Annotated in this window: 23 protein-coding genes; 8 read left to right on the top strand and 15 right to left on the bottom strand. The window is 60.8% G+C overall.

What is annotated here, in order from left to right:
• Positions 1 to 34: 34 nt before the first annotated feature.
• The 6 genes from Q0O19_RS01275 to Q0O19_RS01250 all read left to right on the top strand — a co-directional run bounded on the left by Q0O19_RS01275 (position 35) and on the right by Q0O19_RS01250 (position 5,170).
• Positions 35 to 877 (top strand): hypothetical protein, encoded by an 843-nt coding sequence (locus Q0O19_RS01275; protein ID WP_295519267.1) that lies wholly within the window; start codon positions 35 to 37, stop codon positions 875 to 877.
• Entirely contained in the window at positions 870 to 2,402 is a 1,533-nt protein-coding gene (gene crtD / locus Q0O19_RS01270) for a 1-hydroxycarotenoid 3,4-desaturase CrtD (RefSeq protein ID WP_295519264.1), read from the top strand. The genes Q0O19_RS01275 and crtD overlap by 8 nt, the downstream gene beginning before the upstream one ends.
• The gene (locus Q0O19_RS01265; protein ID WP_295519262.1) at positions 2,399 to 3,262 is read left to right on the top strand and encodes a carotenoid 1,2-hydratase; all 864 of its coding nucleotides are present in this window, start codon (positions 2,399 to 2,401) and stop codon (positions 3,260 to 3,262) included. The genes crtD and Q0O19_RS01265 overlap by 4 nt, the downstream gene beginning before the upstream one ends.
• 104 nt (positions 3,263 to 3,366) lie before the next feature.
• Entirely contained in the window at positions 3,367 to 3,519 is a 153-nt protein-coding gene (gene pufB / locus Q0O19_RS01260) for a light-harvesting antenna LH1, beta subunit (RefSeq protein ID WP_019429105.1), read from the top strand.
• A gap of 12 nt (positions 3,520 to 3,531) precedes the next feature.
• Positions 3,532 to 3,729: a light-harvesting protein gene (locus tag Q0O19_RS01255; protein ID WP_295519261.1), complete on the top strand. Its 198-nt coding sequence runs from the start codon at positions 3,532 to 3,534 to the stop codon at positions 3,727 to 3,729.
• Between the two features lie 106 nt (positions 3,730 to 3,835).
• Positions 3,836 to 5,170, top strand: coding sequence for a PucC family protein (locus tag Q0O19_RS01250; protein ID WP_295519259.1), 1,335 nt, complete (start codon positions 3,836 to 3,838; stop codon positions 5,168 to 5,170).
• Between the two features lie 234 nt (positions 5,171 to 5,404).
• On the opposite strand, the gene Q0O19_RS01245 is transcribed toward Q0O19_RS01250, so the two are convergent.
• The 15 genes from Q0O19_RS01245 to bchF are packed head-to-tail and all read right to left on the bottom strand — an operon-like array spanning position 5,405 to position 22,783.
• Positions 5,405 to 5,848, bottom strand: a complete 444-nt coding sequence (locus tag Q0O19_RS01245) for a BLUF domain-containing protein (protein ID WP_295519257.1) — start codon at positions 5,846 to 5,848, stop codon at positions 5,405 to 5,407.
• Entirely contained in the window at positions 5,845 to 6,975 is a 1,131-nt protein-coding gene (locus Q0O19_RS01240) for a phytoene/squalene synthase family protein (protein WP_295519255.1), read from the bottom strand. Before Q0O19_RS01240 ends, Q0O19_RS01245 begins: the two co-directional genes overlap by 4 nt.
• Positions 6,962 to 8,539, bottom strand: coding sequence for a phytoene desaturase (locus tag Q0O19_RS01235; RefSeq protein ID WP_295519253.1), 1,578 nt, complete (start codon positions 8,537 to 8,539; stop codon positions 6,962 to 6,964). The genes Q0O19_RS01240 and Q0O19_RS01235 overlap by 14 nt, the downstream gene beginning before the upstream one ends.
• Positions 8,540 to 8,547: 8 nt before the next feature.
• Positions 8,548 to 9,333 carry a putative photosynthetic complex assembly protein PuhE gene (gene puhE / locus Q0O19_RS01230; protein ID WP_295519251.1) on the bottom strand — a complete coding sequence of 262 codons (786 nt, stop codon included), beginning with the start codon at positions 9,331 to 9,333 and terminating at the stop codon, positions 8,548 to 8,550.
• A complete protein-coding gene (gene acsF / locus Q0O19_RS01225) occupies positions 9,327 to 10,409 on the bottom strand; it encodes a magnesium-protoporphyrin IX monomethyl ester (oxidative) cyclase (protein ID WP_295519249.1) in 1,083 nt (360 codons plus the stop codon). The genes puhE and acsF overlap by 7 nt, the downstream gene beginning before the upstream one ends.
• 24 nt (positions 10,410 to 10,433) lie before the next feature.
• On the bottom strand, positions 10,434 to 10,937 hold the full coding sequence (gene puhC, locus Q0O19_RS01220; RefSeq protein WP_295519245.1) for a photosynthetic complex assembly protein PuhC: 504 nt from the start codon (positions 10,935 to 10,937) through the stop codon (positions 10,434 to 10,436).
• Positions 10,934 to 11,623, bottom strand: coding sequence for a photosynthetic complex putative assembly protein PuhB (gene puhB, locus Q0O19_RS01215; protein WP_295519243.1), 690 nt, complete (start codon positions 11,621 to 11,623; stop codon positions 10,934 to 10,936). The genes puhC and puhB overlap by 4 nt, the downstream gene beginning before the upstream one ends.
• Positions 11,620 to 12,381 carry a photosynthetic reaction center subunit H gene (puhA, locus tag Q0O19_RS01210; protein WP_295519241.1) on the bottom strand — a complete coding sequence of 254 codons (762 nt, stop codon included), beginning with the start codon at positions 12,379 to 12,381 and terminating at the stop codon, positions 11,620 to 11,622. Before puhA ends, puhB begins: the two co-directional genes overlap by 4 nt.
• A 29-nt stretch (positions 12,382 to 12,410) precedes the next feature.
• Entirely contained in the window at positions 12,411 to 13,868 is a 1,458-nt protein-coding gene (locus Q0O19_RS01205; RefSeq protein WP_295519238.1) for a BCD family MFS transporter, read from the bottom strand.
• Complete coding sequence (gene bchM / locus Q0O19_RS01200) at positions 13,865 to 14,572, bottom strand: magnesium protoporphyrin IX methyltransferase (protein ID WP_295519236.1); 708 nt, start codon at positions 14,570 to 14,572, stop codon at positions 13,865 to 13,867. Before bchM ends, Q0O19_RS01205 begins: the two co-directional genes overlap by 4 nt.
• Before the next feature lie 33 nt (positions 14,573 to 14,605).
• Complete coding sequence (gene bchL / locus Q0O19_RS01195; protein ID WP_019429120.1) at positions 14,606 to 15,517, bottom strand: ferredoxin:protochlorophyllide reductase (ATP-dependent) iron-sulfur ATP-binding protein; 912 nt, start codon at positions 15,515 to 15,517, stop codon at positions 14,606 to 14,608.
• Positions 15,514 to 19,344 (bottom strand): magnesium chelatase subunit H, encoded by a 3,831-nt coding sequence (locus tag Q0O19_RS01190; RefSeq protein WP_295519232.1) that lies wholly within the window; start codon positions 19,342 to 19,344, stop codon positions 15,514 to 15,516. Before Q0O19_RS01190 ends, bchL begins: the two co-directional genes overlap by 4 nt.
• Positions 19,319 to 20,968 (bottom strand): ferredoxin:protochlorophyllide reductase (ATP-dependent) subunit B, encoded by a 1,650-nt coding sequence (gene bchB / locus Q0O19_RS01185; RefSeq protein WP_295519229.1) that lies wholly within the window; start codon positions 20,966 to 20,968, stop codon positions 19,319 to 19,321. Before bchB ends, Q0O19_RS01190 begins: the two co-directional genes overlap by 26 nt.
• A 16-nt stretch (positions 20,969 to 20,984) precedes the next feature.
• Positions 20,985 to 22,277, bottom strand: a complete 1,293-nt coding sequence (locus Q0O19_RS01180; RefSeq protein ID WP_295519221.1) for a ferredoxin:protochlorophyllide reductase (ATP-dependent) subunit N — start codon at positions 22,275 to 22,277, stop codon at positions 20,985 to 20,987.
• A complete protein-coding gene (gene bchF / locus Q0O19_RS01175) occupies positions 22,274 to 22,783 on the bottom strand; it encodes a 2-vinyl bacteriochlorophyllide hydratase (RefSeq protein ID WP_295519218.1) in 510 nt (169 codons plus the stop codon). Before bchF ends, Q0O19_RS01180 begins: the two co-directional genes overlap by 4 nt.
• A 248-nt stretch (positions 22,784 to 23,031) precedes the next feature.
• On the opposite strand from bchF, the gene Q0O19_RS01170 reads away from it, so the two are divergent.
• Complete coding sequence (locus Q0O19_RS01170; protein ID WP_295519215.1) at positions 23,032 to 23,838, top strand: B12-binding domain-containing protein; 807 nt, start codon at positions 23,032 to 23,034, stop codon at positions 23,836 to 23,838.
• Positions 23,839 to 23,970: 132 nt separating this feature from the next.
• Positions 23,971 to 25,359 (top strand): transcriptional regulator PpsR, encoded by a 1,389-nt coding sequence (gene ppsR / locus Q0O19_RS01165; RefSeq protein WP_295519212.1) that lies wholly within the window; start codon positions 23,971 to 23,973, stop codon positions 25,357 to 25,359.
• Positions 25,360 to 25,373 lie beyond the last annotated feature (14 nt).

Genomic DNA, 25,373 nt, shown 5'->3' with positions numbered 1-25,373 from the left:
ACCAGCCGCCGCCCCATTTGCTGGACATCCCGTCATGGACGCCATTGAACCACTTCACGATCCCCTGTCCGGGGTGGTCGTGGTGGTGTTGGTCGATTTCTTGCGAAAGCACCAAGGCTGGGGTTGGCTTCGATTGGTGGCTGGGGCCACGCCCTACAAGGATGTGCCGGGCCTGACCATGGCCAAGGTCATGGGCAGTGGTCACGGCGGGGGCTTCAGCTTGCGTCCCAGTGCCACGCACCAAGGCTTGATCTGCACCTTCAGTCATCTTGATTTGGCGCAGAAATTTTTGGAAAGCCCAGCGGTTCAAGCGTACCGAGAACGTGCCCGCGAGTGTTGGACAGGTGTTTTGACGGTGCAATCGGCAAGGGGCCATTGGGACAAACAAATCTGGCAAACCAGCAGTTCTGAAGCCATGGGTGATCAAAGCCTAGTTCAGGCCTCCATGACTGCGCAGCCTGCAGCCCCATTTGCTGTTTTGACGCGTGCCAGCATCATCCCCACCAAGGCCATGGCATTTTGGCGCTATGCCCCTGCGGCCCAAGCCGATCTGGACAAGTCCCCCGGATGTCTCTTGGCCATGGGCTTGGGCGAAGCGCCTTTGGTGCGCCAATGCACCTTCAGTTTGTGGCAAGACACAGCGGCCATGTTGAACTATGCACGCCAAGGCGCGCACCAGGTGGCCAGCGCCGCAGCCTACAAGCACCAGTTTTTTTCAGAGTCTTTGTTTGTGCGCATGCAAGTGCTGCAGATGGCCGGAGTCTGGCAAGGCCAGCCTTTTCAGTTTCAAAGAAAACCTCCTTCGCGTGAAGCTGACTTGGCTTCAGCATCCACAGCCGATCTGAGTGTGACAACCCCAGAGATCAGCCATGTCTGAGCACAAGGTGGTCATCATTGGTGCGGGCATGGGCGGCTTGAGCAGTGCCATCACACTGGCGCACCAGGGGGTAAACGTTACGGTGGTTGAGTCTGCCAGTGCGCCCGGCGGCAAAGTGCACAGCCGCGAAGTGGCAGGCGTGGCCATCGACAGCGGCCCCACCGTGTTCACCATGCGTTGGGTGTTCGATGCATTGCTGCGCAGCGTGGGCACCAGCGTGGAGGCCGAGATGCGCATCACGCCCCTGCAGGTGCTGGCGCGGCACTTCTGGCCCGATGGGAGCCAGCTCGATTTGTCTGCCAACGCCAATGAAAGCGAAGCGGCCATTGCCGCATGGTCCGGGGGAGATGAAGCGCGTCGTTTTCGCGATTTTTGCAAAACCACGCGCCAACTTTACGCCACATTGGAAGGGCCGATGATCCGTGCCCAACGCCCCAGCATGGGCGGCTTCATGGGCGATTTGGGGTTCAAAGGCTTGGGTGTGCTGGCACAACTGGGGCCCATGCGCAGCCTGTGGGATCAACTCGGCCAACAGTTTTCGGATCCGCGTTTGCGCCAGCTCTTTGCACGTTACGCCACCTATTGCGGCTCATCGCCATGGCAATCGCCGGCCACCTTGATGCTGATCGCCCAAGTTGAGATGGACGGTGTCTGGTCGGTGGAAGGCGGCATGGTCGCCATGGCGCATGCTCTTGAGCGGGTTGGCAGTCGCCGAGGGGCCGTGTTTCGCTACCACAGCACTTGCCAGCGCATCGAGCACCGGCAGGGCCGGGTATACGGGGTGCATTTGCAGTCGGGTGAATTCTTGCCAGCCGATCGGGTGATCTTCAATGGCGATACCGGTGCGCTGCGCAGCGGTTTGCTGGGCGAGGGCGTGCGTCGCGCTGTCACTTCATCCGCGCCGCCGCGTTCGCTCTCGGCGCTGACGTGGTCGATGTACTCCCCCACGCAAGGCGTAGCACTCGACCGACACAACGTTTTTTTTCACAGCAGTTATGCCAGTGAATTCGAAGACATCTTTGAACGCCAGCGCCTGCCTGAAAGGCCCACGGTTTATGTCTGCGCGCAAGACCAACCTTCAGCCGTCATGCCCGGCCAGGCCGAGCGCATTTTTTGTTTGGTGAACGCCCCCGCTTGCGGTGACGGCGACGGCATCACCGAGGAGGCCTTAGAGCAATGCCAAAACCACACCTTTCAGCATCTGCGCCAGCTGGGTCTGAACCTGGAGCCCACAACGGCCAACAGCATCCGCACGAGCCCGCAGGACTTTCATCGGCGATTTCCGGCCAGTGGCGGGGCGCTGTACGGGCAGGCGACGCACGGGTGGACGAGCATCTTCAGCCGACCTGGCTCCACCACACCCCTGTCGGGCCTCTATTTGGCGGGGGGCAGCGTGCATCCGGGACCGGGCGTTCCGATGGCGGCCCTTTCAGGCCAGAGGGCGGCCGAGGCCGTGATGGCGAGCCTCGCTTCGACCAGCACGTTCCCGATGGGGGCTACCTTTGGTGGTATGTCGACGCCATGAGCGACGACGGACAACACGGCATCACCCTCATTGCATTTGTCGGCAGTGTTTTTTCTCCTTACTACGCTTGGGCGCGCAAGGGGGGTACCGCCAAGGCAGACAACCACTGCGCCCTGAATGTGGCCATCTACAGCAAAGGCCAGGGCCGCTGGGCCATGACCGAACGCGGTCAGCGCCACTGTGCTCGCAGTGTCCGTGAGTTCACCATCGGCCCGAGCCAATTGAGTTGGGATGGCGATTGCCTCACCATCGACATCGATGAAGTGTGTGTGCCCATCCCGCGCGGCATCCGGGGCCGCATCAAGCTTTGGCCGCAGCAACTGTTTGGCTATTCCACGCCATTGGATGCGGCTGGCCACCACCATTGGGGACCCTTGGCCCCGTCCTCGCGCATCGAGGTGGCATTGGACGCGCCCGACTTGAAATGGCAAGGCAACGCTTACCTGGATTCGAACGAGGGCGATGAGCCTGTCGACCGGGGTTTTCACACTTGGGACTGGTCCAGGGCTCGCATGCGCGATGGCAGCACCGTGGTGTTTTATGACATGCAAGCACCCGGTGCCGAAGACCGTGTGCTCTCGCTGCGCTTCACGCCCCAAGGTGCGGTGGAGTCCATCGACACCCCCCTAGTCCAGCGTCTGCCCAAGACCGGCTGGCGCATTGAGCGCCGCATGCGCAGCACCCAAGGTGTTCGGGTGCAAGAGCAACTCGAGGACACGCCTTTTTACCAGCGTGCCTTGCTGCAATTTGATTACGCCGGTGAGCCCTTGCTCGCCTTTCATGAAACCCTGTCGGTGCCCCGTTTGGTGTCACCGGTGGTTCAAGCCATGCTGCCCTGGCGCATGCCAAGGCGGGCTTGAGATGAACAACCTTGAACACCATTTCAAGGCTACCCCATTCCTGGCCATGGTGGCCAAGAATAGCCCTCGTGCGGGCCGTGCACGTCTTCTGCAAGGAGAAAACGATGTCTAATTCAGACAAAGTCTGGCCAACGGGACTGACCGAGGCCGAATCGGAAGAGATTCACCGCAATCTTATCCAGGGCACGCAGATTTTCGGCATGATTGCCGCATTTGCCCATCTGCTGGCCTATATTTATTCACCCTGGCTCAAGTAAAGGAAAATCATCATGATCTACTCGAAAATGTGGTGTGTGGTGAAGCCTTCGGTTGGGATTCCAGTGTTCATTGCTGCTGTGGCCGTTGCGTCATTCAGCGTGCACCTGGCCCTGACGGTCAACACCACCTGGGTGAAGAACTTCCTCAACGGTGGCACCAAAGTGGTGGCTTCAGCGCCAGCTGCGGCCGATGCTGCGGTGAAGAAGTAAAGGGTGCAAGCCCGAACGGCCAGGCGCGCATGCGCCTGGTCTTTTCGCGATGAACAAAAAAAGTTCTCCTTTGGTGAATTCTCTGGCCAATCTGGGCCCGAGATTTATGCCGTTTGCCGACGCTGCCAGTGACGACTTGCCGCTGTCCCGTTTGCTGCGTTTGTCGTTGTTTCAAATTTCTGTCGGCATGGCCATGGTCATGCTGGTGGGCACCCTCAACCGCGTGATGATCGTGGAGCTGCAAGTGCCAGCTACGCTGGTGTCGCTGATGGTGGCACTGCCTTTGTTGATTGCGCCGATGCGGGCGCTGATCGGTTTTCGCTCGGACAACCACCGCTCGCAACTGGGTTGGCGGCGTGTGCCCTACATCTGGATGGGCAGTTTGCTGCAGTTTGGTGGATTTTCCATCATGCCCTTTGCGCTGTTGGTCCTCGCTGGGGCCGGTCAGGCCAGCCAAGCGCCGACCTGGGTGGGCCTGCTGGGTGCTGCGGGTGCCTTTGTCCTGGTGGGCATTGGCATGCACACGGTGCAAACCGCAGGCCTCGCGCTGGCCACCGACTTGGCCCCACACGAGCGTCAGCCTCAGGTGGTGGGACTGATGTACGTGATGCAGTTGGTCGGCATGATCGGCAGCGCCTTGATGCTGGGCCACCTGCTGCGCGACTACAGCCCGGGGCAACTGATACGTGTGGTGCAGGCCGTGGCGGTGATGACGCTGGTGTTGAATGTTATCGCCTTGTGGAAGCAGGAGCCGCGCAGCCGCATGCGCAAACCCGGCACACCCATCGAGCACACCTTTGGCCAAGCTTGGCAACTGTTTTGCCAAGGCCCAAACACCCTGCGGCGTTTGCTCGCTGTGGGCTTAGGCACCATGGCGTTCACAATGGAAGACGTTTTGCTGGAGCCGTATGGCGGAGAAATTTTGGGTCTGAGTGTGTCCACCACCACCTTGCTCACGGCCAACCTGGCTTTGGGCGGGTTGATCGGTTTCGTTTGGGCTTCGCGTGTGCTGGGTCGGGGGGCTGATGCTTACCGCATGGCCAGCTGGGGCGCCTGGTTTGGACTGCCCGCCTTTGTGGCCGTGATTGCTGCGGGTCCCTTGGCCTCTGCCCCCTTGTTTGCCGTGGGGATTTTCATGATCGGGTTGGGTGGGGGTTTATTTGCCCACGGAACCTTGACGGCCACCATGAAAACGGCGTTACCAGAGCATGTGGGTTTGGCAATGGGTGCCTGGGGCGCCGTGCAGGCCACTGCCGCTGGTGTGGGCATGGCACTGGGCGGCTTGGTGCGTGATGGTGTGGCCTTGGGCAGCAATTCGTTCATGGGGTATTCGGTGGTGTATGCCCTCGAAATCCTGTTGCTGATCCTGACCCTGTGGGCCATGGCGCCTTTGATCCGCCCAGCGTCTGGCCCTGTACGGCCACCGCTCAAGTCTGCATAATAAATCCCATCCTTTTGGACCCATCACCCTCAACCTAAGGAAAAACCATGGAAATCAAACACATACTCATCATCATGTTCGCGGTTTTTGGCCTGTTCATGCTGGCCAATTGGTTTAATCGCCCAAAAGGTCCACGCAAATGATGCGCCCCAGTTGAACCCACAAAAAAACCGCTGCACAGCGGTTTTTTTGTGTCTTTGCAATTCTTAAACTTGTCTGCTCATGGCCTGTTGCTCAAGCCACAGGCATCCGAATCGGCTGACCTGATTCAAGCAAGTTCAGCATTTGTTGCATCACTTGCAGGCCAGAGGCCGAATAGGGGTCGAAGTCGGGGTGCTGCAGTTTGACCATGGGATCATCCACTGACAAATGCACGAGCGCCATGGACCATTGGCCAAAACGGCGTTCATGGATTTCTTCGTAGTGCAGCATCTCCACGTCTTTGTGCCGGTTGTCGGCGCAGATGCGGCCATACAGCGCATTCACGCGGCTGCGTTCACCCTCGATGACCTGAATGAAAAACCCCTGGCCTTGGCACAATACGCCGGTGATGGCTTGGCTCGGGTTGTGTGCATGCGCTTGCGCCAAGATGGAGGTGGTCACCGTGGTGGTTTGTGGGCCCACCGCACGGCTCACATACAACAGGCGCACCAAGATGTTGCGGCTGTGGACTCTCATGGCGTGTGTTGCAGGGCGTTGCGGTCAAGGCGCTCGTTTTCTCGCCGTTCAAACAAATCCAGCATCCAGGCCACCCGTTGGGGCATGGCACGGTTAGGAAAATAGGTTGGAGGGGCTGTCTGCTGGGTGGCATCACGGCAGCCTTGCACCAGGTGCATGATGGCCGCCAGGGGAGCGGGGTTGTTGGCGGAGGTGCGAATCCAGTGCGTCTGGGTCCAAGCGCTGGCCAGCAGCATGAGCTTTCGCGTGGTGCTGACCACGGTGCGTTTGTTCACCGAGTCCAGGCCTTCGCGGCGCAGTTGGTGGCCAATCTCGGAATAGATCATGCTGGCCGCACAAATGGCCGCGCGGCAGTCGGGGGGCAGGGCGGCAATGCCCGAATGTGCTTGTTTGTAAAGGCGGTCGGCTTCGTCCAGCAGGCGGCTGATCACTTCGGCGATGCCGGGCGTGAAGGCGGGGTTGGCCATCCAGGCTTCGGGCTGCACACCAGCTTCTATCAACCAGCGGCGTGGCAGATACAGCCGACCGATGCTGGCGTCGTGTCCCACGTCGCGGGCGATGTTGGTCAGTTGCATGGCCACGCCCAGTTCGCAGGCGCGAGCCAGAGTGTCCATGCTTTGCGGCCCCATGATCCAGCTCATCATGGCGCCCACACTGCCGGCCACACGGGCAGCATAAGTGTGCAGGTCTTCAATGCTGTCGTAACTTTGGCCAGCGGCATCCCAGGCAAATCCTTCGATCAGCGCGTCCAGCAAGTGGCGTGGCAATTTGTATTGCTGCACCACCAGGCTCAGCGCGTGGTCTTCGACATGGTCTTGCGGGGTGCCCGCATATATGGCGTCCAGGCGCGTTTGCAGCACATCGAGCGGTGTATCACCCACCACCGCTTCGTCCACCAAGTCATCGGCTACACGGCAAAAAGCGTAAAGCGCGATAGCGGCGGTGCGCACCCGGGGCGGCAGCAAACGGCTGGCCGCAAAAAAAGTTTTCGAGCCGCCCTGCATCATGGCCACGCAGGCCTGCAAGTCTTGTGAATCGAAATCAAGGACGGGCGTGACCACGGCACCTGTGGGCTGGGGCGCTGATGTCGCTAAGCGAAGGTGTGGGCTGCGTTCAGACATGGACATGGGGTACCACCGTTTCCAAAGCTTTGGCTGACATGAGGACGCCGGGCACGCCAGCACCCGGGTGCGTGCTGGCACCCACCACGAACAGACCTGGCACATCTTCGCTGCGGTTGTGCGGACGAAACCAGGCGCTTTGCAGCAGCAGAGGTTCCAAGCCAAAACCTGCGCCTTTGTAAGACCACAAGTTGTCCTGAAAATCCTGTGGCGTGCTGACTTTGCTGGTCACGATGCTTTCGCGCAAACCCGGCAACACGCTGGCTTCCAAGCTCTCGGCAATGGCGGCGCGGTAGGTCTCGGCAAACGCAGGCCAGTCGGTGCCACTGTCCAGGTGTGGCACTGGGGAGAGCACATAAAACGTGTCACAGCCCTCGGGTGCCATGGAGGGGTCTGTGGCGGTGGGGCGGTGCAAATACAGGCTGAAGTCCTCGGCCAATTTGTGCTTTTGGAAGATGTCTTGCAGCAGGCCCTTGTAGCGCGGTCCCAGCACCATCATGTGGTGCGGCACGTCTTTGTACTGCTTGGAGGTGCCGAAGTACCAAACGAACAGGCCCATGGAGTATTTCCCATTGGCGATCTTGCGGTCGCTCCAAACACGGCGGTGCTCGGGGGCCACCAGGTTCTTGTAGGTCCAAGCGGTGTCGCCGTTGCTGACCACGATGTCTGCATCGACGAACTCGCCGTTTTGCAGTTCCACACCACAGGCGTGGCCGCCTTCGATCCTGATTTGCGTCACGGGTGCGTTGCAACGAACCGGTACCCCACGCTCCTGCAGCAAGCCGACCAGACCTTTCACGATGGCCCCGGTGCCGCCCATGGCCGAGTGCACACCCCAGGTGCGCTCCAGCGAGTTGATGAGCGCATAAGCACAGGTCACGGCAAAGGGGTTGCCGCCAATCAGCAGCGGGTGAAAGCTCATCACAATGCGCAGCTTGTCGTTGCGCATGTGTTTGGCCACCAAGCTGTAGAGGCTGCGCCAAGCGCCCATGCGCAAGAAGTCGGGTATGGCGGCCATCAGGTCGCTGACCTTGTCAAAGGCCATGTCGCCCATGCCCTCAAACCCCAAGGTCTTGCATCGCTCGGCTTCTTCCAAAAAGCGCTCGTAACCCGCCAGGTCTGAAGGCTCAAAGCGGGCCACTTCGGCACGCATGTGTTCGGCGTCACCGTTGTAATCGAACCAGGTACCATCTGAAAAGCGGACCCGATAAAACGGGTCCATGGCGACCAGTTTCACATCGTCTGAAAAACTTTTGCCGCACAGCGCCCACAGCTCTTCGAGCAAAAAGGGTGCGGTGATGATGGTGGGGCCTGCATCGAAGGTGAAACCGTCTTGACGGTGCACATAGGCGCGGCCACCGGGTGCATCGAGTTTTTCGAACACCTTGACTTCGTAGCCCATGACGCTCAGGCGGATGGCTGCTGCCAGGCCACCAAAGCCACTGCCAATCACCACCGCCACGGGGCGCTGTGGTGTGCGACTCACCTCACTGGCACTGGGGCGTGGTGGGATGCTCGGTGTGTCAAAGCCATCTGCGCGCAGGGCGGGGGTGAGGGTCAGGGTGTTCATGGAGGTCTTTAAGGGGGTGTGGTTAAAGCCGGTTTCGTGGTCTGGCCCATGGCCCAGCCCCACAGCCGCTCCAGTGGCCAAGGAAAAATCATGATGATGTGTTCAACGATCGCCAGCCCCAGCAAGGTGGCCAGCATGACCCAGCCGGTGGTGATGGCCACAGCGCCTTGTTGCGCCAGCCACACCAACCAAAACCAGGTCCCCATGGCCCCACCCATCGAAACCACAAACCACAGCGACATGCCGGTGGTGGTGCGGAAATAACTGGCCAAATACTTGAGGTGTTCGGGTAAGTATTGCGCGCCGTTTTGCGGCACGCCAAAAAACAAATTCAGTTTGGCCGACAAGCGCATGCACCACAGCAGCGCAAAGGTGCAAATGGCCACATGGCTGGCCTGGCCCTCTTGCATCCACCACAGCACAGCAAAATTCCCCAGCAAAGTCAGCTCGTGGTACAGCATGACTTGCACTGACTGCACAAACCGCGACCAACCCGTGAGGCCTGCGTCCAGCGGGGTTTTGCGTGGACCAGTGATCCAGCCGGTGAGGAAAGCCAACTCGTGCCAGCCCCACATGACGATCACGCTCCCAAAAGCGAGGTAGGCGTTGAACACGCTGACCTCTTGCATGCTGTGGGCCACACCCCAAAAACTCAAAGCCAAAAGCACCGTCCAGCCGGCGAGGCTGAAACGGAAGCTGCGCACAGGCAGCCGGTCGAGCCACAAAATCACGCCCGTGCCGAGCCACCAGCACAGGGCCGTGAAAACGCAAGCCCAGACGACTTCAGTCACCATGCCGGTTCCATGCGGACTTGGGGCGACAGGTCTTGTTTGATCACGGGCATGCAAAACAGACGGGCAAAGGTCGCGGCTGCTTTTGCGGCACACACGCCTTGCTGCAGTTTGCCGACCAGGCCACCGCGCGTTTTGGCTTTTTCCATGGCTTGCGACAGGGCAAACAGGCGTTCAAGGCCACGGCGGAAGTTGGGGTTGTCGGTGTCCAGCGCCAATGGAAAGACCTGTTGGGTGATGGCCGTGGTGATGCGGAACACTTGGTAATCGTATTCACTCGAATCGAGTCCCATGGCTTCATGCAGCATGGGGCGGGTGTGGTCGCGCACGTACATGGTGGCGTATACGGCCAGCAAGAAAAAGCGAATCCAAAGCTTGTTGGCACCGCTGAGCAGTTGGGGGTTGGCGCGCATGATCAGGGCAAACGATTCGCCGTGACGGAACTCGTCGTTGCACCACAGATCGAACCAGCGAAAGATGGGGTGAAAGCGTTTTTCGGGGTGCTTTTCCAACTGGCGGAAGATGGTGATGTAGCGCGCATAGCCGATCTTTTCAGACAGGTAGGTGGCGTAGTAAATGTATTTGGGTTTGAAGAAGGTGTACTTCTTGGTGCGCTTCAAGTTGCCCAGGTCAATGCCCAGGTTGAAGTCGCGCAGCGACAGGTTGATGAAGCCCGCATGGCGCGATTCGTCACGTGCCAAGTAGGTCATCAGCTGTTTGATGTCAGGGTTGGTGACGTTCTTGCGGATCTCGTTGTAAAGCACGCAGCCAGAAAATTCTGAGGTCAGTGAGCTGACCAAAAAATCCATGAATTCCTGGCGCATTTCGGGTGAAAGACTGGCCATGCCCGCAGCCACTTCGGCGGCAAAAGCCTCGTCGCGCTGGAAGTGGTCGTGGTTGTTGTCCCCTTCATACTCAGCCATCATCCTGTCCCACTCGGCGCGCACTGGCTCGATGTTGATCCGGTCCATGGCCGCAAAGTCGGTGGTGTAAAAACGCGGGCTGATCAAGTCGTCGTGCACCGCCTTTTTGTTGGCGTCTTCGGCGGTTTCGATGGTCTGGACAGCAGTGGCGTTCATGGTGTTCTCCGGGTTCAATCAAGTTCAGCGGGTGTTGTTCTGGGGTTTGGTCTCTTGCCCCGCCAGACGCAAACTGGCAAAAACAGCGGCGTTGTTAGGGCCAAAAGACTCCAGGTCAATGCGTTGTCCGGTGCTGGGGTCTTGCAGGGTCAGACGACCGTCGGTGCGGCCAATCAGCAAAAAGGGGGCGTCGCTGCTCAGGCTTTCGCGGTGGCGTTCACGCGCCAGGGCGCGCAGGGTGCTGCGTAAAAAGCCTTGTTCGCCTGTGAAGCTGGCGACTTGTTGCCCGGTGTGATGGTCCAGCACGGCGATGTCGCCACCGACCACGTCGCGAAACTGCAGGTCGCGCTGCCACTTGACGGGGGCATCGGGTGTGCGTGGGTCCAGCCCCGACCAGCGGGCCAGGCCCACGGCCACCAGTATGGCCAGCAGCATTACGCCAATCCAGGCCATGGGGCGGTTCAGGCCTTGGGCCTTTCGGGCCGAGGCGTTGGGTGTTGACCAGTCCTGTTGGGGCAAGGTATTCATGCCGGCATTCCTTGGTTGTGGGCTGATGCTGCCGGTTGCGCGGATTGGGCTGGAACATCGCCCAGCTGCAGGCTTTGCCCTGCACGTTCTGCACGCCACAGGTTCAGCAGTTGCTCACCGACTTGCTGGCTCTCGGGAATGCAGCGCAAGGTGGGCTGGGGCTTTGTCACGTACCAGGCGCGCTGGTGCGGCCACAGGTGAGCCCAACCGATGCGGTCTTCGGGGTGCAAAGCCAACGCGATATCGCCTGTGCCTTTGCCTTGAGGTTTGAGCGAAGCACCCACGATGCGTTTGAAAGGCAGGTTGAAGGTCAGCGTTAACACAATGCCAATGCGCATGACCACACGCTTGTTGGTGAGGGTGTAAAGCGTGTTGCGCGCCGACATCCAAGCTGTCCCCAACAACAAAGCCAGAGCCACCACATACAGGCTGGCAGCAACCACCATAGGTTTCCAGTCAACTTCTGCCAGGGGTTTCATCCCAGTACCGCTGTCAGGGGCCGTCAGGTTGATGGCCTGCACCGCCAGCATCAGTACAAAGTACAACGCGATTGTGCGCACATGAAACGCGTGGATGGCCAGACGTTTCCAGTCGGGCGCACCCTGCCAAACCACGCGTTCGCCCTTGGGCAGCGCGCTGGGCAAGCCGGGGGAGGCTTCCCACTCGTGTTCGTGGGTGGCTTTCATATGATGGGTTCCTGACGCTCAGGTGTCGCATACAAGGTGCCTGCGCCGTAATAGGCGGTGATCTTTTCCTCTTCCAGCAGCGTGATCTGGTCTTTGGATTTGGTTTGCGGTACGTTGGCAAACTGGTGGGCCAGAATCGCTTGCACATGCGAGCCATCTTTCTTGATGCGCGCAAAGGTCATGGGCAGCAAGACCCGTTTGTCGGAGTTCACCAGCTGAACTTCAGCGTAGCGGAACAGCATTTCCATGCGGTCTACCCACAAATCGACCACGGTGCCAGCGATCTTTTTGTCAGCGCCCCACACGGGCAGGCCGCGTGGATCAACGTCTTGCTTGGCGACCGAGTGGTCGGTGGCGATGCGCATGGGCACAATTTTGGGATGACCGTGCTCCATGTCGGGCACGTCTGCGCGCATGGCCCAAGCGCCAGGGCCCACGCCTGCGAGCAGCGGGTCGCCTACGGGTTCAAGCGGCGCTCCGTTCCATCCGTGTGTGGGTTGGCCGCTGTAAATACCGTCTGGCCGATTATGGTCGGGTGACAGATGGGTGTGACCGTCTTCGGTTTTGTAGACCACCGGTTCTGGGGCGGGTGGCCATCCTTCGATTTTGGGGCCGTTTTCGCGCCCCGAATCCATGGGGTAGCCTTCGCGGTGACCTTCTCGAATGAGGTAAAAAATAAGTCCCGCAAAAAATGCCCAGAACATGTACAAAACGATTTGGGCCACATCGACGTACTGTGTGATTGCGCCTGTTTCCATGGCTGTTCTCCTTCAAAAAAATCGGTGCATCAGCCTGGCAGTTGTGCCAAGCCAAAGGGTTGGGGGGTGTTGGTTTTTTGGGCCTCTGCTCGAGCAGCCAGGCGGCTGGCGCGCAACATCGGGCCCAGGGCCACCAGCACGACAAACAACAGATACATTTCCAAGTGGTAGATGAAGCTGTAGGCGGTGATGGGCGTGACCAGCACCTCGCCCAGTGCGCCAGACATGGCCAGCACCGACACGCCGTCGCGCAAAGCACCGCCCAGGGCCATGGCCGCCCCTGCGCTGGTGGCTTGCACCGCACCCCAGGTGCCGATGACCAAACCTCCGAGCTTGCCGAGTGGACTGCCGTCTTGGGCCATGCCCATGGCCGTGACCAGCATGCCCACAGAAAACAAGCCGCCGCTGAAACCGATCAGGCCGACGCCGATGCGGAACATCCAGGCCGCTTCCAGCGGTCCTGAAAAAATCACCATCGCAAAAGCGGGCAAGCCCAGCAGCACACCCAGGCTGGCCAAGCGACAAGCGTGCAGGCCACCCGACAACCAGCGGGCCGACAACAAGAAAGCCAGCAAAGCGCCACCGGCACTCAAGGCCGTCAAGGCGCTGGTTGAGCCCACATCAAGCTTCAAGATTTCTGCCGCGTAGGGCTCCAGCACGATGTCTTGCATATTGAAGGCGAAGGTGCCAATGCCCAGGGTCCACAAAAAGCGACGCATCTGGGGCTCGGCCATGAGTTCGCGCCAGCTGTGGGCAAAGCCGCCGGCCTCCCGGCGTCCGCGCTTGGCGCCACGGGCCTCTTGCTTCCACAAGGCGGTCAGGTTCATCACCGCCACCATCACGGCGCAACCTTGCACCAGCTGGATGAGTTTTTGCGGCGTGAAATCACTCAGGACCAGGCCGAACACTGCGCTGCTGGCGATCATGCCGACCAGCAACATGCTGTAAAGCAAGGCCACCACGCGGGGGCGTTTGTCGTCGCTGGCCAAGTCGTGCGCGAGCGCCATGCCCGCGGTTTGCGTGACCTGGATACCTGTGCCCACCAGCACAAAGGCCAGGCATGCGCCAAGTTGACCCACCCACAGGTTGGCGCTCTCAGGCTCAGACAGCAGCAACAAGGCAAAGGGCATGATGGACAGGCCACCAAACAGCAGCAAGGTGCCGCTCCACATGTAGGGAATGCGGCGCAGACCCAGCGCCGAGGGGTGGGTGTCGCTGCGGTAGCCGATCAAGGTGCGCAAAGGCGCAAACACCATGGGAATGGCCACGGCCAGCGCTACCCACCAGGCGGGTACTTGCAGCTCCACAATCATGACCCGGTTGAGCGTGCCCACCAGCAGCGCTGTGACCATGCCGATCACCACCTGAAACAGCGACAGGCGCAACAGACGCGCCATCGGCAGCTCGGGCGAGGCCGCATCGGCAAACGGCATGAAGCGCGTGCCGTAGGCCGTGAACCAGCGGGGCATGGGAACGCGCAGTTTCATGAGCGTGTCCACTCCCAAGCTTGCGAGGTGTAAAAGCCGCTGGCCACGCGCTGCATGCGCGCGGCTTGCCAGCCCTGCAAATCGGTATGGCCTTGCATGCGGGCCAGCAAGTCCGCATGCGCTACAGGTGAGAGTGAGGGCGAGCGGTCGCTGCGCGGAAACAAGCGGCCTGCGCTGTGCATCAGGGCCAAGAGCGGTGTGCGCGGCGCGAAGGTGAAGACCATGGAGCCGCGCGTGCGTTGCGCCAAACCGGCCAAAGCTTCAGCGATTTGGTCGCTGTCGTAGTGGATGAGCGAGTCCATGCAAACCACATGGTCAAAGTGGCCCAATTCGGGGCTGAGCATGTCGCCTGACAAAAATTCCACACTGCCGGGCAGGGTCGGGTGTTCAGCGGCCATGCGTTCGGCGGCCAGTTTGACCAGGGTGGGCGACAAATCAATCGCCACCACCTCGGCTCCGCGCAGTGCCGCTTGCAGGGCCAACGCGCCGGTGCCGCAACCGGCATCCAGCACGCGTTTGCCGCGCAGGTCTTGTGGCAGCCACGACAGCAGCGTCTCGCGCATGGTGTCGCGCCCGGCGCGCACGGTGGCGCGTATGCGGCCCACCGGCTCGTTCGACGTCAGACGGGCCCAGGCATCGGCTGCCGTGCGGTCGAAGTAGTGCTCGATCTGGCTGCGGCGTTGTTCGTAGGCGGTGGTATTCATGTCTTGCTTTCGGTGCGTTTTTTGCCGTGCGGATCAGTCAAAACCCAGCAGGTCAAAAATGTCGCGGTCTTTCATCGGGATGGACGGCAACGGATCTGCCCCCAACCACAGCGCAGCGGCCAGGCGCATGTACTCGTCTTGTACGGCTTTCACAGCCGGAGTCGGCTCCAGTTCGAACAATGTGCACTTTTGCAAACGGCTCTTGCGGATCTCGTCGAGCATGGGGAAGTGCGCCATGGTCTTGAGGCCGGTGACCGCGTTGTATTTGTCGATCTGGTCGGTGGCGTCGCTGCGGTTGGCGATCACGCCGCCCAAGCGCACGTTGTAGTTCTTGGCCTTGGCGCCAATCGCTTGCACGATGCGGTTCATCGCAAAGATCGAGTCGAAGTCATTGGCGGTCACGATCAGGGCGCGGTCGGCGTGTTGTAAGGGCGCTGCAAAACCACCGCACACCACGTCGCCCAACACGTCAAAAATCACCACATCGGTGTCTTCGAGAAGGTGGTGTTCTTTCAGCAACTTGACGGTCTGACCGACCACGTAGCCGCCGCAGCCGGTGCCGGCGGGTGGACCACCGGCTTCGACGCACATCACGCCGTTGTAACCTTTGAAGACGAAGTCATCGAGGCGCAATTCTTCGGCGTGAAAATCCACCGTCTCCAACGCGTCGATCACGGTGGGCATGAGTTTTTTGGTCAGGGTGAAGGTGGAGTCGTGCTTCGGGTCGCAACCGATTTGCAGCACGCGCTTGCCCAGTTTGCTGAAGGCGACCGAGAGGTTGGACGACGTGGTGCTCTTGCCGATGCCGCCCTTACCGTAAACCGCAAACACCTTGGCGGTGCCAATCTTGACCGTAGGGTCCATCTGGAACTGCACGCTGCCTTCGCCGTCTGCGCCGCGTACCCTCTGGATGCTGTTCACAGGGATGCTGGTGGTTTCGATCATGCTGGTTGTCCTTCGTATATGCCTTCAAGGCGGTCTTCAAGTTCTTCACCCGCACGCAGCAGGGCTGTCATGGTCTCGGCGTCGGGTTGCCAGTACTGGCGGCGGGTGGCCTCCAACAGCCGGTTGGCCAATTTGGCGGATGAGGTGGGGTTGAGCTGGGCCATACGCTCGCGCATGGCGGGGTCCAGCACAAAGGTCTGGGCCAGTTGTTGGTAGACCCAGGGCTGGACTTGGCCCGTGGTGGCTGACCAGCCCATGGTGTTGGTGAGGTGCGCTTCGATCTGGCGTACGCCTTCGTAGCCGTGCTGCAACATGCTTTCGTGCCACTTGGGGTTGAGCATGCGGCTGCGGGTTTCCAGGGCCACTTGTTCGGTCAGGCTGCGCACCACGCCGTCGCCTTGCGTCTGGTCGCCAATGAACACCGGTGGGGCTTCGGCCGCGTTGCCGTCGCGTTGGTGCTTGGCCTGCAGCACGGCGCGGCTGATGCCGCCCAAGGTGTCGAAGTAGGTGTCGATGCTGGTCACGCCCAACTCCACCGAGTCGAGGTTTTGATAGGTCAGTGAGACACTGGCCAGCGCGCTTTGCAGCACGGCGGTGTTGCGCACAGGGCGGCCTTCGCGGCCATAAGCAAAGCCTTTGCGCTGGGTGAAGGCGTCGCCCAGCTCGTTTTCGTTTTCCCAGCAGCTGCTGTCGATCAGGTGGTTCACATTCGCGCCATACGCGCCTTCGGTATTGCCAAACACCCGCAGCGCCGCGCATTCGAGGTCGCTGCCCGGGTGCTCGGCCAAGAAGGCCAAGGCATGCTTGCGGATGAAGTTCTGCTCTTCGGGCTCTTCGGCGCTGGCGGCCAGGAAGGATGCTTCGGCCAGCAGGCGGATTTGCATGGGCAGCAGGTCGCGGAAGATGCCCGAGAGGGTGATCACCACGTCGATGCGGGGGCGGCCCAGCTCAGCCAAGGGAATGAGCTGCGCACCGGCCAGACGGCCGTAGCTGTCAAAGCGTGGCGCGGCGCCCATCAAGGCCAGGGCTTGGGCCATCGGGCTGCCTTCGGTCTTGAGGTTGTCGGTGCCCCACAACACCATGGCCACGGTCTCGGGCAGGGCTTGGTGGTCTTGTTGGTAGCGGACCAGCAGTTTCTCGGCTTGGCGCTGGCCGTCGCGCACGGCAAAGGCCGATGGCATGCGGAAAGGGTCCAAGCCGTGCAGGTTGCGGCCGGTGGGCAGCACGTTGGCGTTGCGGATCAGGTCGCCGCCGGGGGCAGGCTGCAGGTAGCGGCCATCGAGGGCGCGCATGAGGCCTTGCATTTCATGGTCTTCGCCCAGCAAGCGGTTGCTGCGCACCAGCTGGCGCAAGGTCTCGGCTTGGGCTTTGTCGCCAGCGGTCAAGGCGGTGCTGAACTGCGCGCTCAGTTGCGCTTCGCTGGCGCCGTCGACCAAGGCGGCCATGAGCGCCGGGTTCTGAGCACCGGTCAAGCCCATGGCGTCGGCCATCACCTGGAGCGTGCCCAGGCGCTGCTCACGGGTGGGGGCCTGGCCCATGACGTGCAGGCCTTCGGGGATCAGGGCGTATTCGAGTTCGAGCAATTGGTTTTGCAGTTGTTCGATCCAGGCGGTGGGGTCACCACCCCAAGTGGCCGGCGTGGCCAAGTCAATGCTTTGTGCTTGTTCGTGGATGAGTTCAGTCAGGCTTTCGCGGTCTTGCGCTTGATCCGGTCCCATCTGCTGCCAGCGCTCGATGGATTGCTGCAAGTTGACCAACTCTTTGTACAGGCCCGAATGGGTCAGCGATGGCGTGAGGTAGCTGACCAGCGTGGCCGCACCCCGGCGCTTGGCCAGCGCGCCTTCGGACGGGTTGTTGGCAGCGTACAGGTAAATATTGGGCAGCGCGCCAATCAGGCGGTCGGGCCAGCACTGGGCCGACAGGCCAGTTTGTTTGCCGGGCATGAATTCGAGTGCACCGTGCGTGCCGAAGTGCAGCACCGCGTCGGCGGCGTAATCGTCGCGCAGGTAGCGGTAAAACGCGCTGAAAGCGTGGGTGGGCGCACAGCCGGTTTCAAACAGCAGGCGCATCGGGTCGCCTTCGTAGCCAAAGCCTGGTTGCACCGTGACCACCACTTGGCCAAAGGCCGCGCCAAGCACAAAGATCGACTGGCCGTTGGTCAGGTGCTTGCCGGGGGCCGGGCCCCACTGCGCTTCGATCTCGTTCAACCAACGTTCGTTTTGCACATGGTGGCCGGTGTCGATGGCGTGCAGCACATTGGCCTGCGTGCCGTACTGGCTGGCGTTGCCTTGCAGCAAGCGCTTGCGCAGGTCGTCCACGCTGGCGGGCATTTCGACTTTGTAGCCTTCCAGCGACAGACGCTGCAAGGTGTTGAACAGTGACTGGAACACCGACAAATACGCGGCAGTGCCCACGCTGCCCGCGTTGGGTGGGAAGTTGAACAGCACGATGGCCAGCTTGCGATCGGCGCGGGGCTTGTCGCGCAGGCGCACCAGACGCTCCACCCGCGCAGTGAGCATCTCGGTGCGCTCGGTGCAGGTGAACATGTCCTGGCTGCGTGGGCCGCTGGGAAAGGTGCAGCGCTTGTCGCAGCCGGTGCAGGTTTGACCGGCAGGGCCGGGGCGGCCACCGTAGACCATGGGCAAGATGGAGCCGTCGAGTTCGGGGATGGCTACCATGATGGTGTTTTCTACCGGCAGCAGGCCGCGTGTGGAGCCACCCCACTGCTCAATGGACTGGAATTCCAGCGGGTGTGCAGCGATGTAGGGCACGTCGAGTTCGCTCAAAGCGACTTCGGCCGCGCTGGCGTCGTTGTAAGCGGGGCCACCGACCAAAGAGAAGCCGGTGAGGGACACCAAAGACTGGATGTTGGAGGAGCCACCGTTTTTAAAGAAACGGTCCATCGCCGGACGGGCATCCAGGCCGCTGGCAAAAGCCGGGATGACGCGCAAACCGCGTGCTTGCAGCGAAGCAATCACCGCGTCGTAATGCGCGGTGTTGCCTGCCAGCAAATACGAGCGCAACAACAACAAGCCCACCGCCGGTTGGTCTTTGCGGCCGTAACCAGGCAAGTCGCTCAGTTGTTCGCTGATGCGGTTTTTCATTTGGGGGTGGTACAGGCCCACCTCCGGGTATTCGATCGGATCTTCGGGCTGAGCCAGGGCACGCAGCGGTTCGCGGGGGCCTTGTGCGTAGCGGTGCACCAGGGTTTTGACCAAGTGCTCGATGTTGTGTTCGGACCCGGCCAACCAGTAACGCATGGTCAAGAAAAACAGACGCAGGTCTTGGGCGGTGCCGGGAATGAAACGCAGCAGTTTGGGCAAGCGGCGCAGCATCGCCATTTGCTTGGCACCAGCACTAGAGGGTGCGCCGGTGTCTGAACCTGTGGCTTTGTTTTTGGCGCTGGGACGCAGTTTTTTCAGCAAAGCCATCAGGCCGCTCGACTCACGGCCCATGACCAATTTGCCCATTCGGGTGAGCTGGGTCACCTGCGGCGCTGACATGATGCAGACCATGGCATCGCAGTGTTCGCGGCGTGCTTGCAAGGCGTCAAGCACCGGCAGGAAGTGGTCTTCCATGAAGAGCATGGTGACGATGACGATGTCCGCTTGCGCCACGGCGGCCAGGCAATTGGCCAGGGCGGACTCGCTGTCGCGCCAAGCCGAGGCACTGTGGGTTTGCAGGTGCAGGCCTGGGAGGTCGCGCGCCAGACGCTCTGCGGCGCTCTCGGCGGCGCTGGCCAGGTGGCTGTCCATGGTCAGCAGCACCACGCCCATGCGCGGGGCCTGGGCGTTGCTGGACTTAGCGGCTGAAATGGGCTTTGGCATCGTAGAGCGTCTCCACGGTGATGGTCGCCACGCCCAGGTCTTGGGCAAATCGCTCGGTGTTACGGCGGGCTTTGCCACGCACAAAGAACGGGATCTTGCCCAGTTCCTTTTCGGCTTCGGGGCTCCAGGTGGCCTGGTTCGAAGCGGTTTGGGCTGGGGCAGCGACAGCGCGCACGCTGTCGCTGGACAAGGTGGGTACGCTGGCTGTGGTGGTTGCCGTTGCGTGCGTTGGCACAGGTGCGGATACAGGTGTCGACACTGGTGCGGCAACAGGTGCCTGGCTCAGTTCGGCTGCAGGTCGTGTGCTGCCCAAATGCGAAGGTGCGGCCCCAGCGTGGAATTCGAAGTCTTCGCGGAACATGCCAATCAGGTGCTCTTCCAGGCCCATCATCAGCGGGTGCACCCAGGTGTCGAACAACACGTTGGCCCCTTCAAAACCCATTTGCGGCGCGTAGCGGGCGGGGAAGTCCTGCACATGCACCGGGGCCGAAATCACAGCACAGGGGATGCCCTGGCGCTTGGCGATGTGGCGCTCCATTTGTGTGCCCAAAATCAGCTCGGGTTGCAGCGCGTTGATTTGGGTTTCAACTTCCAGGTAGTCGTCGGTGATCAAGGCCTCGACACCATAGCGCTTGGCACAGTCGCGCACTTCGCGGGCAAATTCCCGGCTGTAAGTGCCCAGACCCACCACCTCAAAGCCCATTTCCTGGCTGGCGATGCGGGCTGCGGCCACCACATGCGTGGCATCGCCAAAAATGTAGACGCGCTTGCCGGTCAGGTAGGTCGAGTCGACCGACTTGGCGTACCAGTGGGCGTGCGCGTTGGTCGGGTCTTGTGCGGGCTGGGGCAGGCCGGTCAAGGTGCAAACTTCGGCGATGAAGTCGCGCGTGGCGTGGCTGCCCAAAGGCACGGTCTTGGTGTAAGGCTGGTCAAACTGGCGCTGCAACCATTGTGCTGCGGCCAAACCAATTTCAGGGTAGAGCACCACGTTGAAGTCGGCCTCGGCCAACTTCTGCACATCGGCCACGCTGGCGCTCAGGGGCGCGACCACGGCCACGTCCACGCCCAGTTGGTTCAACAGCTGGGTGATTTCCTTGACGTCGTCACGGTGGCGAAAGCCCAGGGCGCTCGGGCCGAGAATGTTGCAGCTGGGGCGGGCCTTGGCCGGCTTGTCAGTAGCAGGCTTGTGCACCAGGTGGCGGCACAGTTGGTAAAAGGTTTCGCTCGCGCCCCAGTTTTCCTTGCGCTGGTAAGAGGGCAATTCCAGGGCCACCACAGGAATGGTCAGCTTCAGGGCTTGGGCCAGTCCACCCGGATCGTCCTGGATCAGCTCGGCGGTGCAGGACGAGCCTACCAACATGGCCGCAGGATTGAAGCGCGCCATGGCTTGGCGGGCGGCGTCCTTGAACAGTTCGGCCGTGTCGCCACCCAGATCACGCGCTTGGAAGGTGGTGTAAGTGACGGGGGGGCGGCGCGGCAGGCGCTCGATCATGGTGAACAACAAGTCGGCGTAGGTGTCGCCTTGCGGGGCGTGCAACACGTAATGCACATCCGTCATGGCAGTGGCCACGCGCATGGCGCCCACATGGGGCGGTCCTTCGTAAGTCCAGAGCGTCAGTTGCATGGGGTGTTCCTGAGCTTTAAGCGGCCAGCTTCATGCGGCGCTTAAGGGGGCGGCTGAACAAACCGGCCAGATCGGCCGCTTGTTCGTAGCCCTGAATGGGGGTGAAGACCAACTCAATGGCCCACTTGGTGGTGATGCCTTGGGCTTCCAGCGGATTGGCCAAGCCCAGGCCACACACCACCAAATCGGGGGCGTCGGCGATGCAGCGGTCCAGTTGCAAGTCCACGTCTTGGCCTTCGCTGATGCGGGTGCCTGCTGGAATGAGCGCGAGTTCTTCGGCCATGTGCTGGCGGTGCAAATAGGGTGTGCCCACTTCCACCAATTCCATGCCGAGTTCGCGGTGGACAAAGCGTGCCAGTGGGATTTCAAGCTGCGAGTCGGGGAAGAAAAAGATGCGCTGGCCTTGCATCATTTGGCGCTGCACAGCCAGGGCTTTTTCAGCGCGCAGGCGGGGTGCAGCCGTGGCTTGTTCAAACACCTCAGGGGCCACGCCAAACTCGGTGGCAGCCGCTTGCAGCCAAGTGGTCGTGCCTTCCACACCGAGTGGAAAGGGTGCTGGCAAATGCTGCGCGCCACGCGACTGCAGGGCGCGGGCGGTGTCTGCCAAAAAGGGTTGGGCCAACAAGAAGCGGGTGTTCGGGCCGACCACCGGCATGGCTTGGCTGTTGCGCGGTGGAAAGAAGCTGACGGCCAAGCCCATGCGCTCCAACAGGCTGCGCATCTGGTCTTCAACCACATCGGCCAGGGTGCCCACCACCATCAAGGCAGGCGTGGTGTCGGCGCTGGCGGGCAGGCCGGGGACCATGGCCGCCAGGCAAGCGTCTTCGCCTTGGGTGAAGGTGGTTTCGATGCCGCTGCCCGAGTAGTTCAGCACGCGCACCTTGGGGTGGTGAATTTGGTTTTGGCGTTCCGCTGCGCGTGACAGGTCAAGCTTGATGACCTCGGAGGGGCATGAGCCGACCAAAAACAACAAACGGATATCGGGGCGGCGCGCCAGCAGCTGTCCGACCACGCGGTCGAGTTCTTCGTGCACATCGGCCAAACCGGCCAGGTCGCGCTCATCGATGATGGCGGTGCCAAAGCGGGGCTCGGCAAAGATCATCACGCCGGCCGCCGACTGGATCAGGTGGGCACAGGTGCGTGAGCCCACCACCAGAAAGAAGGCGTCTTGAATCTTGCGGTGCATCCAAATGATGCCGGTGAGGCCGCAAAACACCTCGCGCTGGCCGCGTTCGACCAAAGGAACGACGTCGGTACAGCCGGCGGTTTGAGCGGAAGTTTCTGCGCGGATGGGGATGACGGTGCTCATGTGCTGGCCTGTGCACCCGTGTTGGGCAAAGAGGTGGATGAGGGTTGTTTTTGCATCCGCGCCATGCGCAGCTTGCGGATGTATTGCGCGGCGTTGATGGCGTAGCTGCCATAAGCGGCCAGAGCCAGCAGCAACTGGTCGGTCGCACTCCAAAGGCCTTGCCACCAAACCCACAGGTAGGCGGTGTGCAGGGCCAGCACACCCATGCTGACCACATCTTCCCAGTAAAAGGCAGGGGCAAAGAGGTACTGGCCGAACACCACTTTTTCCCAAATGGCGCCGGTGACCATGATGGCGTAGAGCACCACGGTTTTGAGCACCACCGATCCCAGGGCCCAGTCGGTGTGCTCGCCGGTCTGCAGACTGCGCAGCACCAGATACAGGCTGATGCCAAAAATCAGGAACTGCACCGGCGCCAAAATGCCTTGCACCAACGTCCAAGCGGTCGCGTCACGCCGGGCGCGTTGCGCTGGCGTGTACAAAACCTGGGGGGCAGAAGTGGGCATGAAGGACCTTCTCGGAGCGGGTAACTTGGAATGAATGTAAGGCTGCTCATACAAGGTGTCAACATAAATTGACAATATTTTTATAAACTAGGGTTTACACTGAATGGGTGTTGACAGAATTCATCCACACTCAAGCCAACGTCGGGCGGTGGCACGGGTGTGCCCTGATTCGATGCCATTCTTGCGACGACCACACCGATCTGCTGGGGCCTGCCGCTGGTGAATTTTTCTGATGATCGGTGTTTGTTATGGCTCACTTCAATCTCGACAATGTCTTGTCCCTGCCTCAGGTGCGTGAGCTGACCTTGCCGTTGCCTGAAGCTTTAAAACGCGTCTCGCCCGTGGGGCCGAGGTTGGTGGGGGGGACCTCCTTCGCTGGCCACATGGCCTTGGATGCGGTGCAGGTCCAGATTCTGGCGCAAGCCTGCCTGCAAGGATTGGATGCGGCCCGGCAGGTCGTCTTTGGCTGGCAAAGGCAGGGGCAGTCCTTGACCGACATCTACACCCGTGGCATTGCGCCTTGTGCCCGATTGACGGGTGACTGGTGGGTGGGTGATCAAGTCGATTTCGCCCGGTGCACCCTGGTTTGTGTGCATTTGCAACAACTTTTGCACGACTTCAGCACCGAATTTTTGCAAGAAGCGCCCCAGCCCGGAAATGGTTGGAGCCTGCTCTTGCTGACCGAGCCCGGCGCTCAGCACAGTCTGGGCTTGTTTATGCTCAGTGAATTTTTCAAGCGGGCCGGTTGGTCTGTGGTCATGGCGGTGCCCCAGGACATGGCCGATTTCAAGCGCTTGTTCCATTCCGAATGGTTTGACGCAGTGAGCATTTCGGTCAGCACCGACCGCCACCTGGATACCCTTGCCGACACGCTGCCCGCGCTGCGCAAGGGTTCAGACAACCTGGCGATGCGCTTGTTTGTGGGGGGACCCATGGCCCATGTTGCGCCTGAGCGTCTGCAGGGGCTGGGCGCCGAGGTGCTGGCCGAAGACGCGCTCACCACGGTGGCACGCATCACGCAAGCCATGCTGGATGCGGCTGTGAAGGCGAGCTGACATGGCGCGGTTTCTGGAAATTAAAACATTGAAATCAAAAGGCCGAACTATTTTAGAGCTTTTATCAGCCTATACTCGTCTGACAAATTCAAGTGTCAACTTCCTGATACTCAAACGCAGTTGGTTTACAGCATGAAGCTTCCCTCAATGGACCCGTCCATTTTATCCCTGTTGCTGGGTGTGGTCTCGGACGTCACCTTGGTGATGGACCAGCAAGGCGTGATCGAGGACGTCTCCACTGGGCGCGACACCCTGGCTGCTTTGGGTTGCCAGGCTTGGGTCGGGCGTCTGTGGGTTGACACGGTCACCACCGAAAGTCGCGCCAAAATTCAAGACATACTCCAGTCCAAGGGCGCTGCAGAATCCTTGCGCTGGCGGCATGTGAATCACATTGGCCCCTTGGGCAACGAAGTGGCGCTGCAATATGTGGTCTTGCCGCTGGGTCATCACAAATTACTCGCCTTGGGCCGCGACTTGGAAAGCTTGGCCGAGTTGCAGCGCCGACTGGTGGAAACCCAGCAGTCGATGGAGCGGGACTACTTGCGTCTGCGCCACATTGAGGCGCGCTACCGCGTGCTGTTTGACACCTCGGCCGAGGCGGTGTTGATGGTGGATGCCACCAGCCAACGCGTGCTGGAGGCCAATGTGGGTGCGCAATCCCTGCTCAAGGATGCGGGCAAAAGGTTGGTCGGACGCGATGTGCGTGAATGTTTTGAAGGCGAGAGTCAGGCAGAAGTGCAGTCTTTGCTGCGCATGGCGCTGGCCACGGGTCGCATCGAGCTGTGCTCGGCGCGGGTGGCGGGCTTGGCATCTGCCTGGACGGTTTCTGCCACGGTGTTTCGCCAAGAGGGTGGGGCACAGTTTTTGGTGCGCCTGGTGGCCCGCGAAACCATGGGTGTGCCAGTTCAACAAGGTGGCTCATCGTCCGTTTTGAGCGAAGCCATGGAGCGCTTTCCCGATGGGTGGCTGCTCACCGATACCGCTGGCACGATCAAAAGCGTCAACGAAGAGGGTATGGCCCTTTTGGGGCTAACGGCTTCGTCTCAGGTGGTCGGCCAAAACCTGGAGCGCTGGCTGTTGCGCGGTGCCGTGGACTGGGGTGTGCTCCACACCAGCTTGCGCCAGCAGTTGCCCGTGCGCAACTTCGCCACTGAGGTGCGGACTTTGTCGGGGATGACCTTGCCGGTTGAAGTTTCGGCCGTCTACCTGGCCCGGCCCGAGCCGATGTACGCCTTTTTTGTGCGCGATATGGACCGCCGTCTGCAAGGTGGTGCTTCTTTGGCGCAAAGCCAGACCAACCCCTTTGCCGATTTGTCGCAGTTGGTGGGCCGCCGCCCGATCAAGGACATTGTGGGCGAGACTGTGGACACCATCGAACGCATGTGCATCGAGGCGGCGCTGGATTTGACACACAACAACCGCGCTTCGGCTGCGGAAATGCTGGGCCTTTCGCGCCAAAGCCTCTATGTGAAATTGCGTCGCTTTGGCATGGTGGCTGAAGCGGAAGCAGAAAATTCCTGAAGACTGTCAATTAT

The sequence above is a fragment of the Limnohabitans sp. Rim8 genome (assembly GCF_945869175.1).
Taxonomy (GTDB): domain Bacteria; phylum Pseudomonadota; class Gammaproteobacteria; order Burkholderiales; family Burkholderiaceae_C; genus Limnohabitans_A.
The sequence above is the reverse complement of the archived record's forward strand: the minus strand, read 5'-3'. Positions and strand labels throughout refer to the sequence as shown.

Coding starts and splice junctions, on each gene's coding strand:
- Q0O19_RS01265 (WP_295519262.1), top strand. CDS start 2,399: ATGAGCGACGACGGACAACACGGCATCACCCTCATTGCATTTGTCGGC.
- crtD (WP_295519264.1), top strand. CDS start 870: ATGTCTGAGCACAAGGTGGTCATCATTGGTGCGGGCATGGGCGGCTTG.
- puhE (WP_295519251.1), bottom strand. CDS start 9,333: ATGGTGACTGAAGTCGTCTGGGCTTGCGTTTTCACGGCCCTGTGCTGG.
- bchM (WP_295519236.1), bottom strand. CDS start 14,572: ATGAATACCACCGCCTACGAACAACGCCGCAGCCAGATCGAGCACTAC.
- bchB (WP_295519229.1), bottom strand. CDS start 20,968: ATGCAACTGACGCTCTGGACTTACGAAGGACCGCCCCATGTGGGCGCC.
- puhA (WP_295519241.1), bottom strand. CDS start 12,381: ATGGAAACAGGCGCAATCACACAGTACGTCGATGTGGCCCAAATCGTT.
- bchL (WP_019429120.1), bottom strand. CDS start 15,517: ATGATCGAAACCACCAGCATCCCTGTGAACAGCATCCAGAGGGTACGC.
- pufB (WP_019429105.1), top strand. CDS start 3,367: ATGTCTAATTCAGACAAAGTCTGGCCAACGGGACTGACCGAGGCCGAA.
- Q0O19_RS01170 (WP_295519215.1), top strand. CDS start 23,032: ATGGCTCACTTCAATCTCGACAATGTCTTGTCCCTGCCTCAGGTGCGT.
- Q0O19_RS01245 (WP_295519257.1), bottom strand. CDS start 5,848: ATGAGAGTCCACAGCCGCAACATCTTGGTGCGCCTGTTGTATGTGAGC.
- Q0O19_RS01255 (WP_295519261.1), top strand. CDS start 3,532: ATGATCTACTCGAAAATGTGGTGTGTGGTGAAGCCTTCGGTTGGGATT.
- Q0O19_RS01240 (WP_295519255.1), bottom strand. CDS start 6,975: ATGTCCATGTCTGAACGCAGCCCACACCTTCGCTTAGCGACATCAGCG.
- Q0O19_RS01205 (WP_295519238.1), bottom strand. CDS start 13,868: ATGAAACTGCGCGTTCCCATGCCCCGCTGGTTCACGGCCTACGGCACG.
- Q0O19_RS01180 (WP_295519221.1), bottom strand. CDS start 22,277: ATGAGCACCGTCATCCCCATCCGCGCAGAAACTTCCGCTCAAACCGCC.
- Q0O19_RS01250 (WP_295519259.1), top strand. CDS start 3,836: ATGCCGTTTGCCGACGCTGCCAGTGACGACTTGCCGCTGTCCCGTTTG.
- ppsR (WP_295519212.1), top strand. CDS start 23,971: ATGAAGCTTCCCTCAATGGACCCGTCCATTTTATCCCTGTTGCTGGGT.
- acsF (WP_295519249.1), bottom strand. CDS start 10,409: ATGAACGCCACTGCTGTCCAGACCATCGAAACCGCCGAAGACGCCAAC.
- Q0O19_RS01190 (WP_295519232.1), bottom strand. CDS start 19,344: ATGCCAAAGCCCATTTCAGCCGCTAAGTCCAGCAACGCCCAGGCCCCG.
- bchF (WP_295519218.1), bottom strand. CDS start 22,783: ATGCCCACTTCTGCCCCCCAGGTTTTGTACACGCCAGCGCAACGCGCC.
- puhB (WP_295519243.1), bottom strand. CDS start 11,623: ATGAAAGCCACCCACGAACACGAGTGGGAAGCCTCCCCCGGCTTGCCC.
- puhC (WP_295519245.1), bottom strand. CDS start 10,937: ATGAATACCTTGCCCCAACAGGACTGGTCAACACCCAACGCCTCGGCC.
- Q0O19_RS01235 (WP_295519253.1), bottom strand. CDS start 8,539: ATGAACACCCTGACCCTCACCCCCGCCCTGCGCGCAGATGGCTTTGAC.
- Q0O19_RS01275 (WP_295519267.1), top strand. CDS start 35: ATGGACGCCATTGAACCACTTCACGATCCCCTGTCCGGGGTGGTCGTG.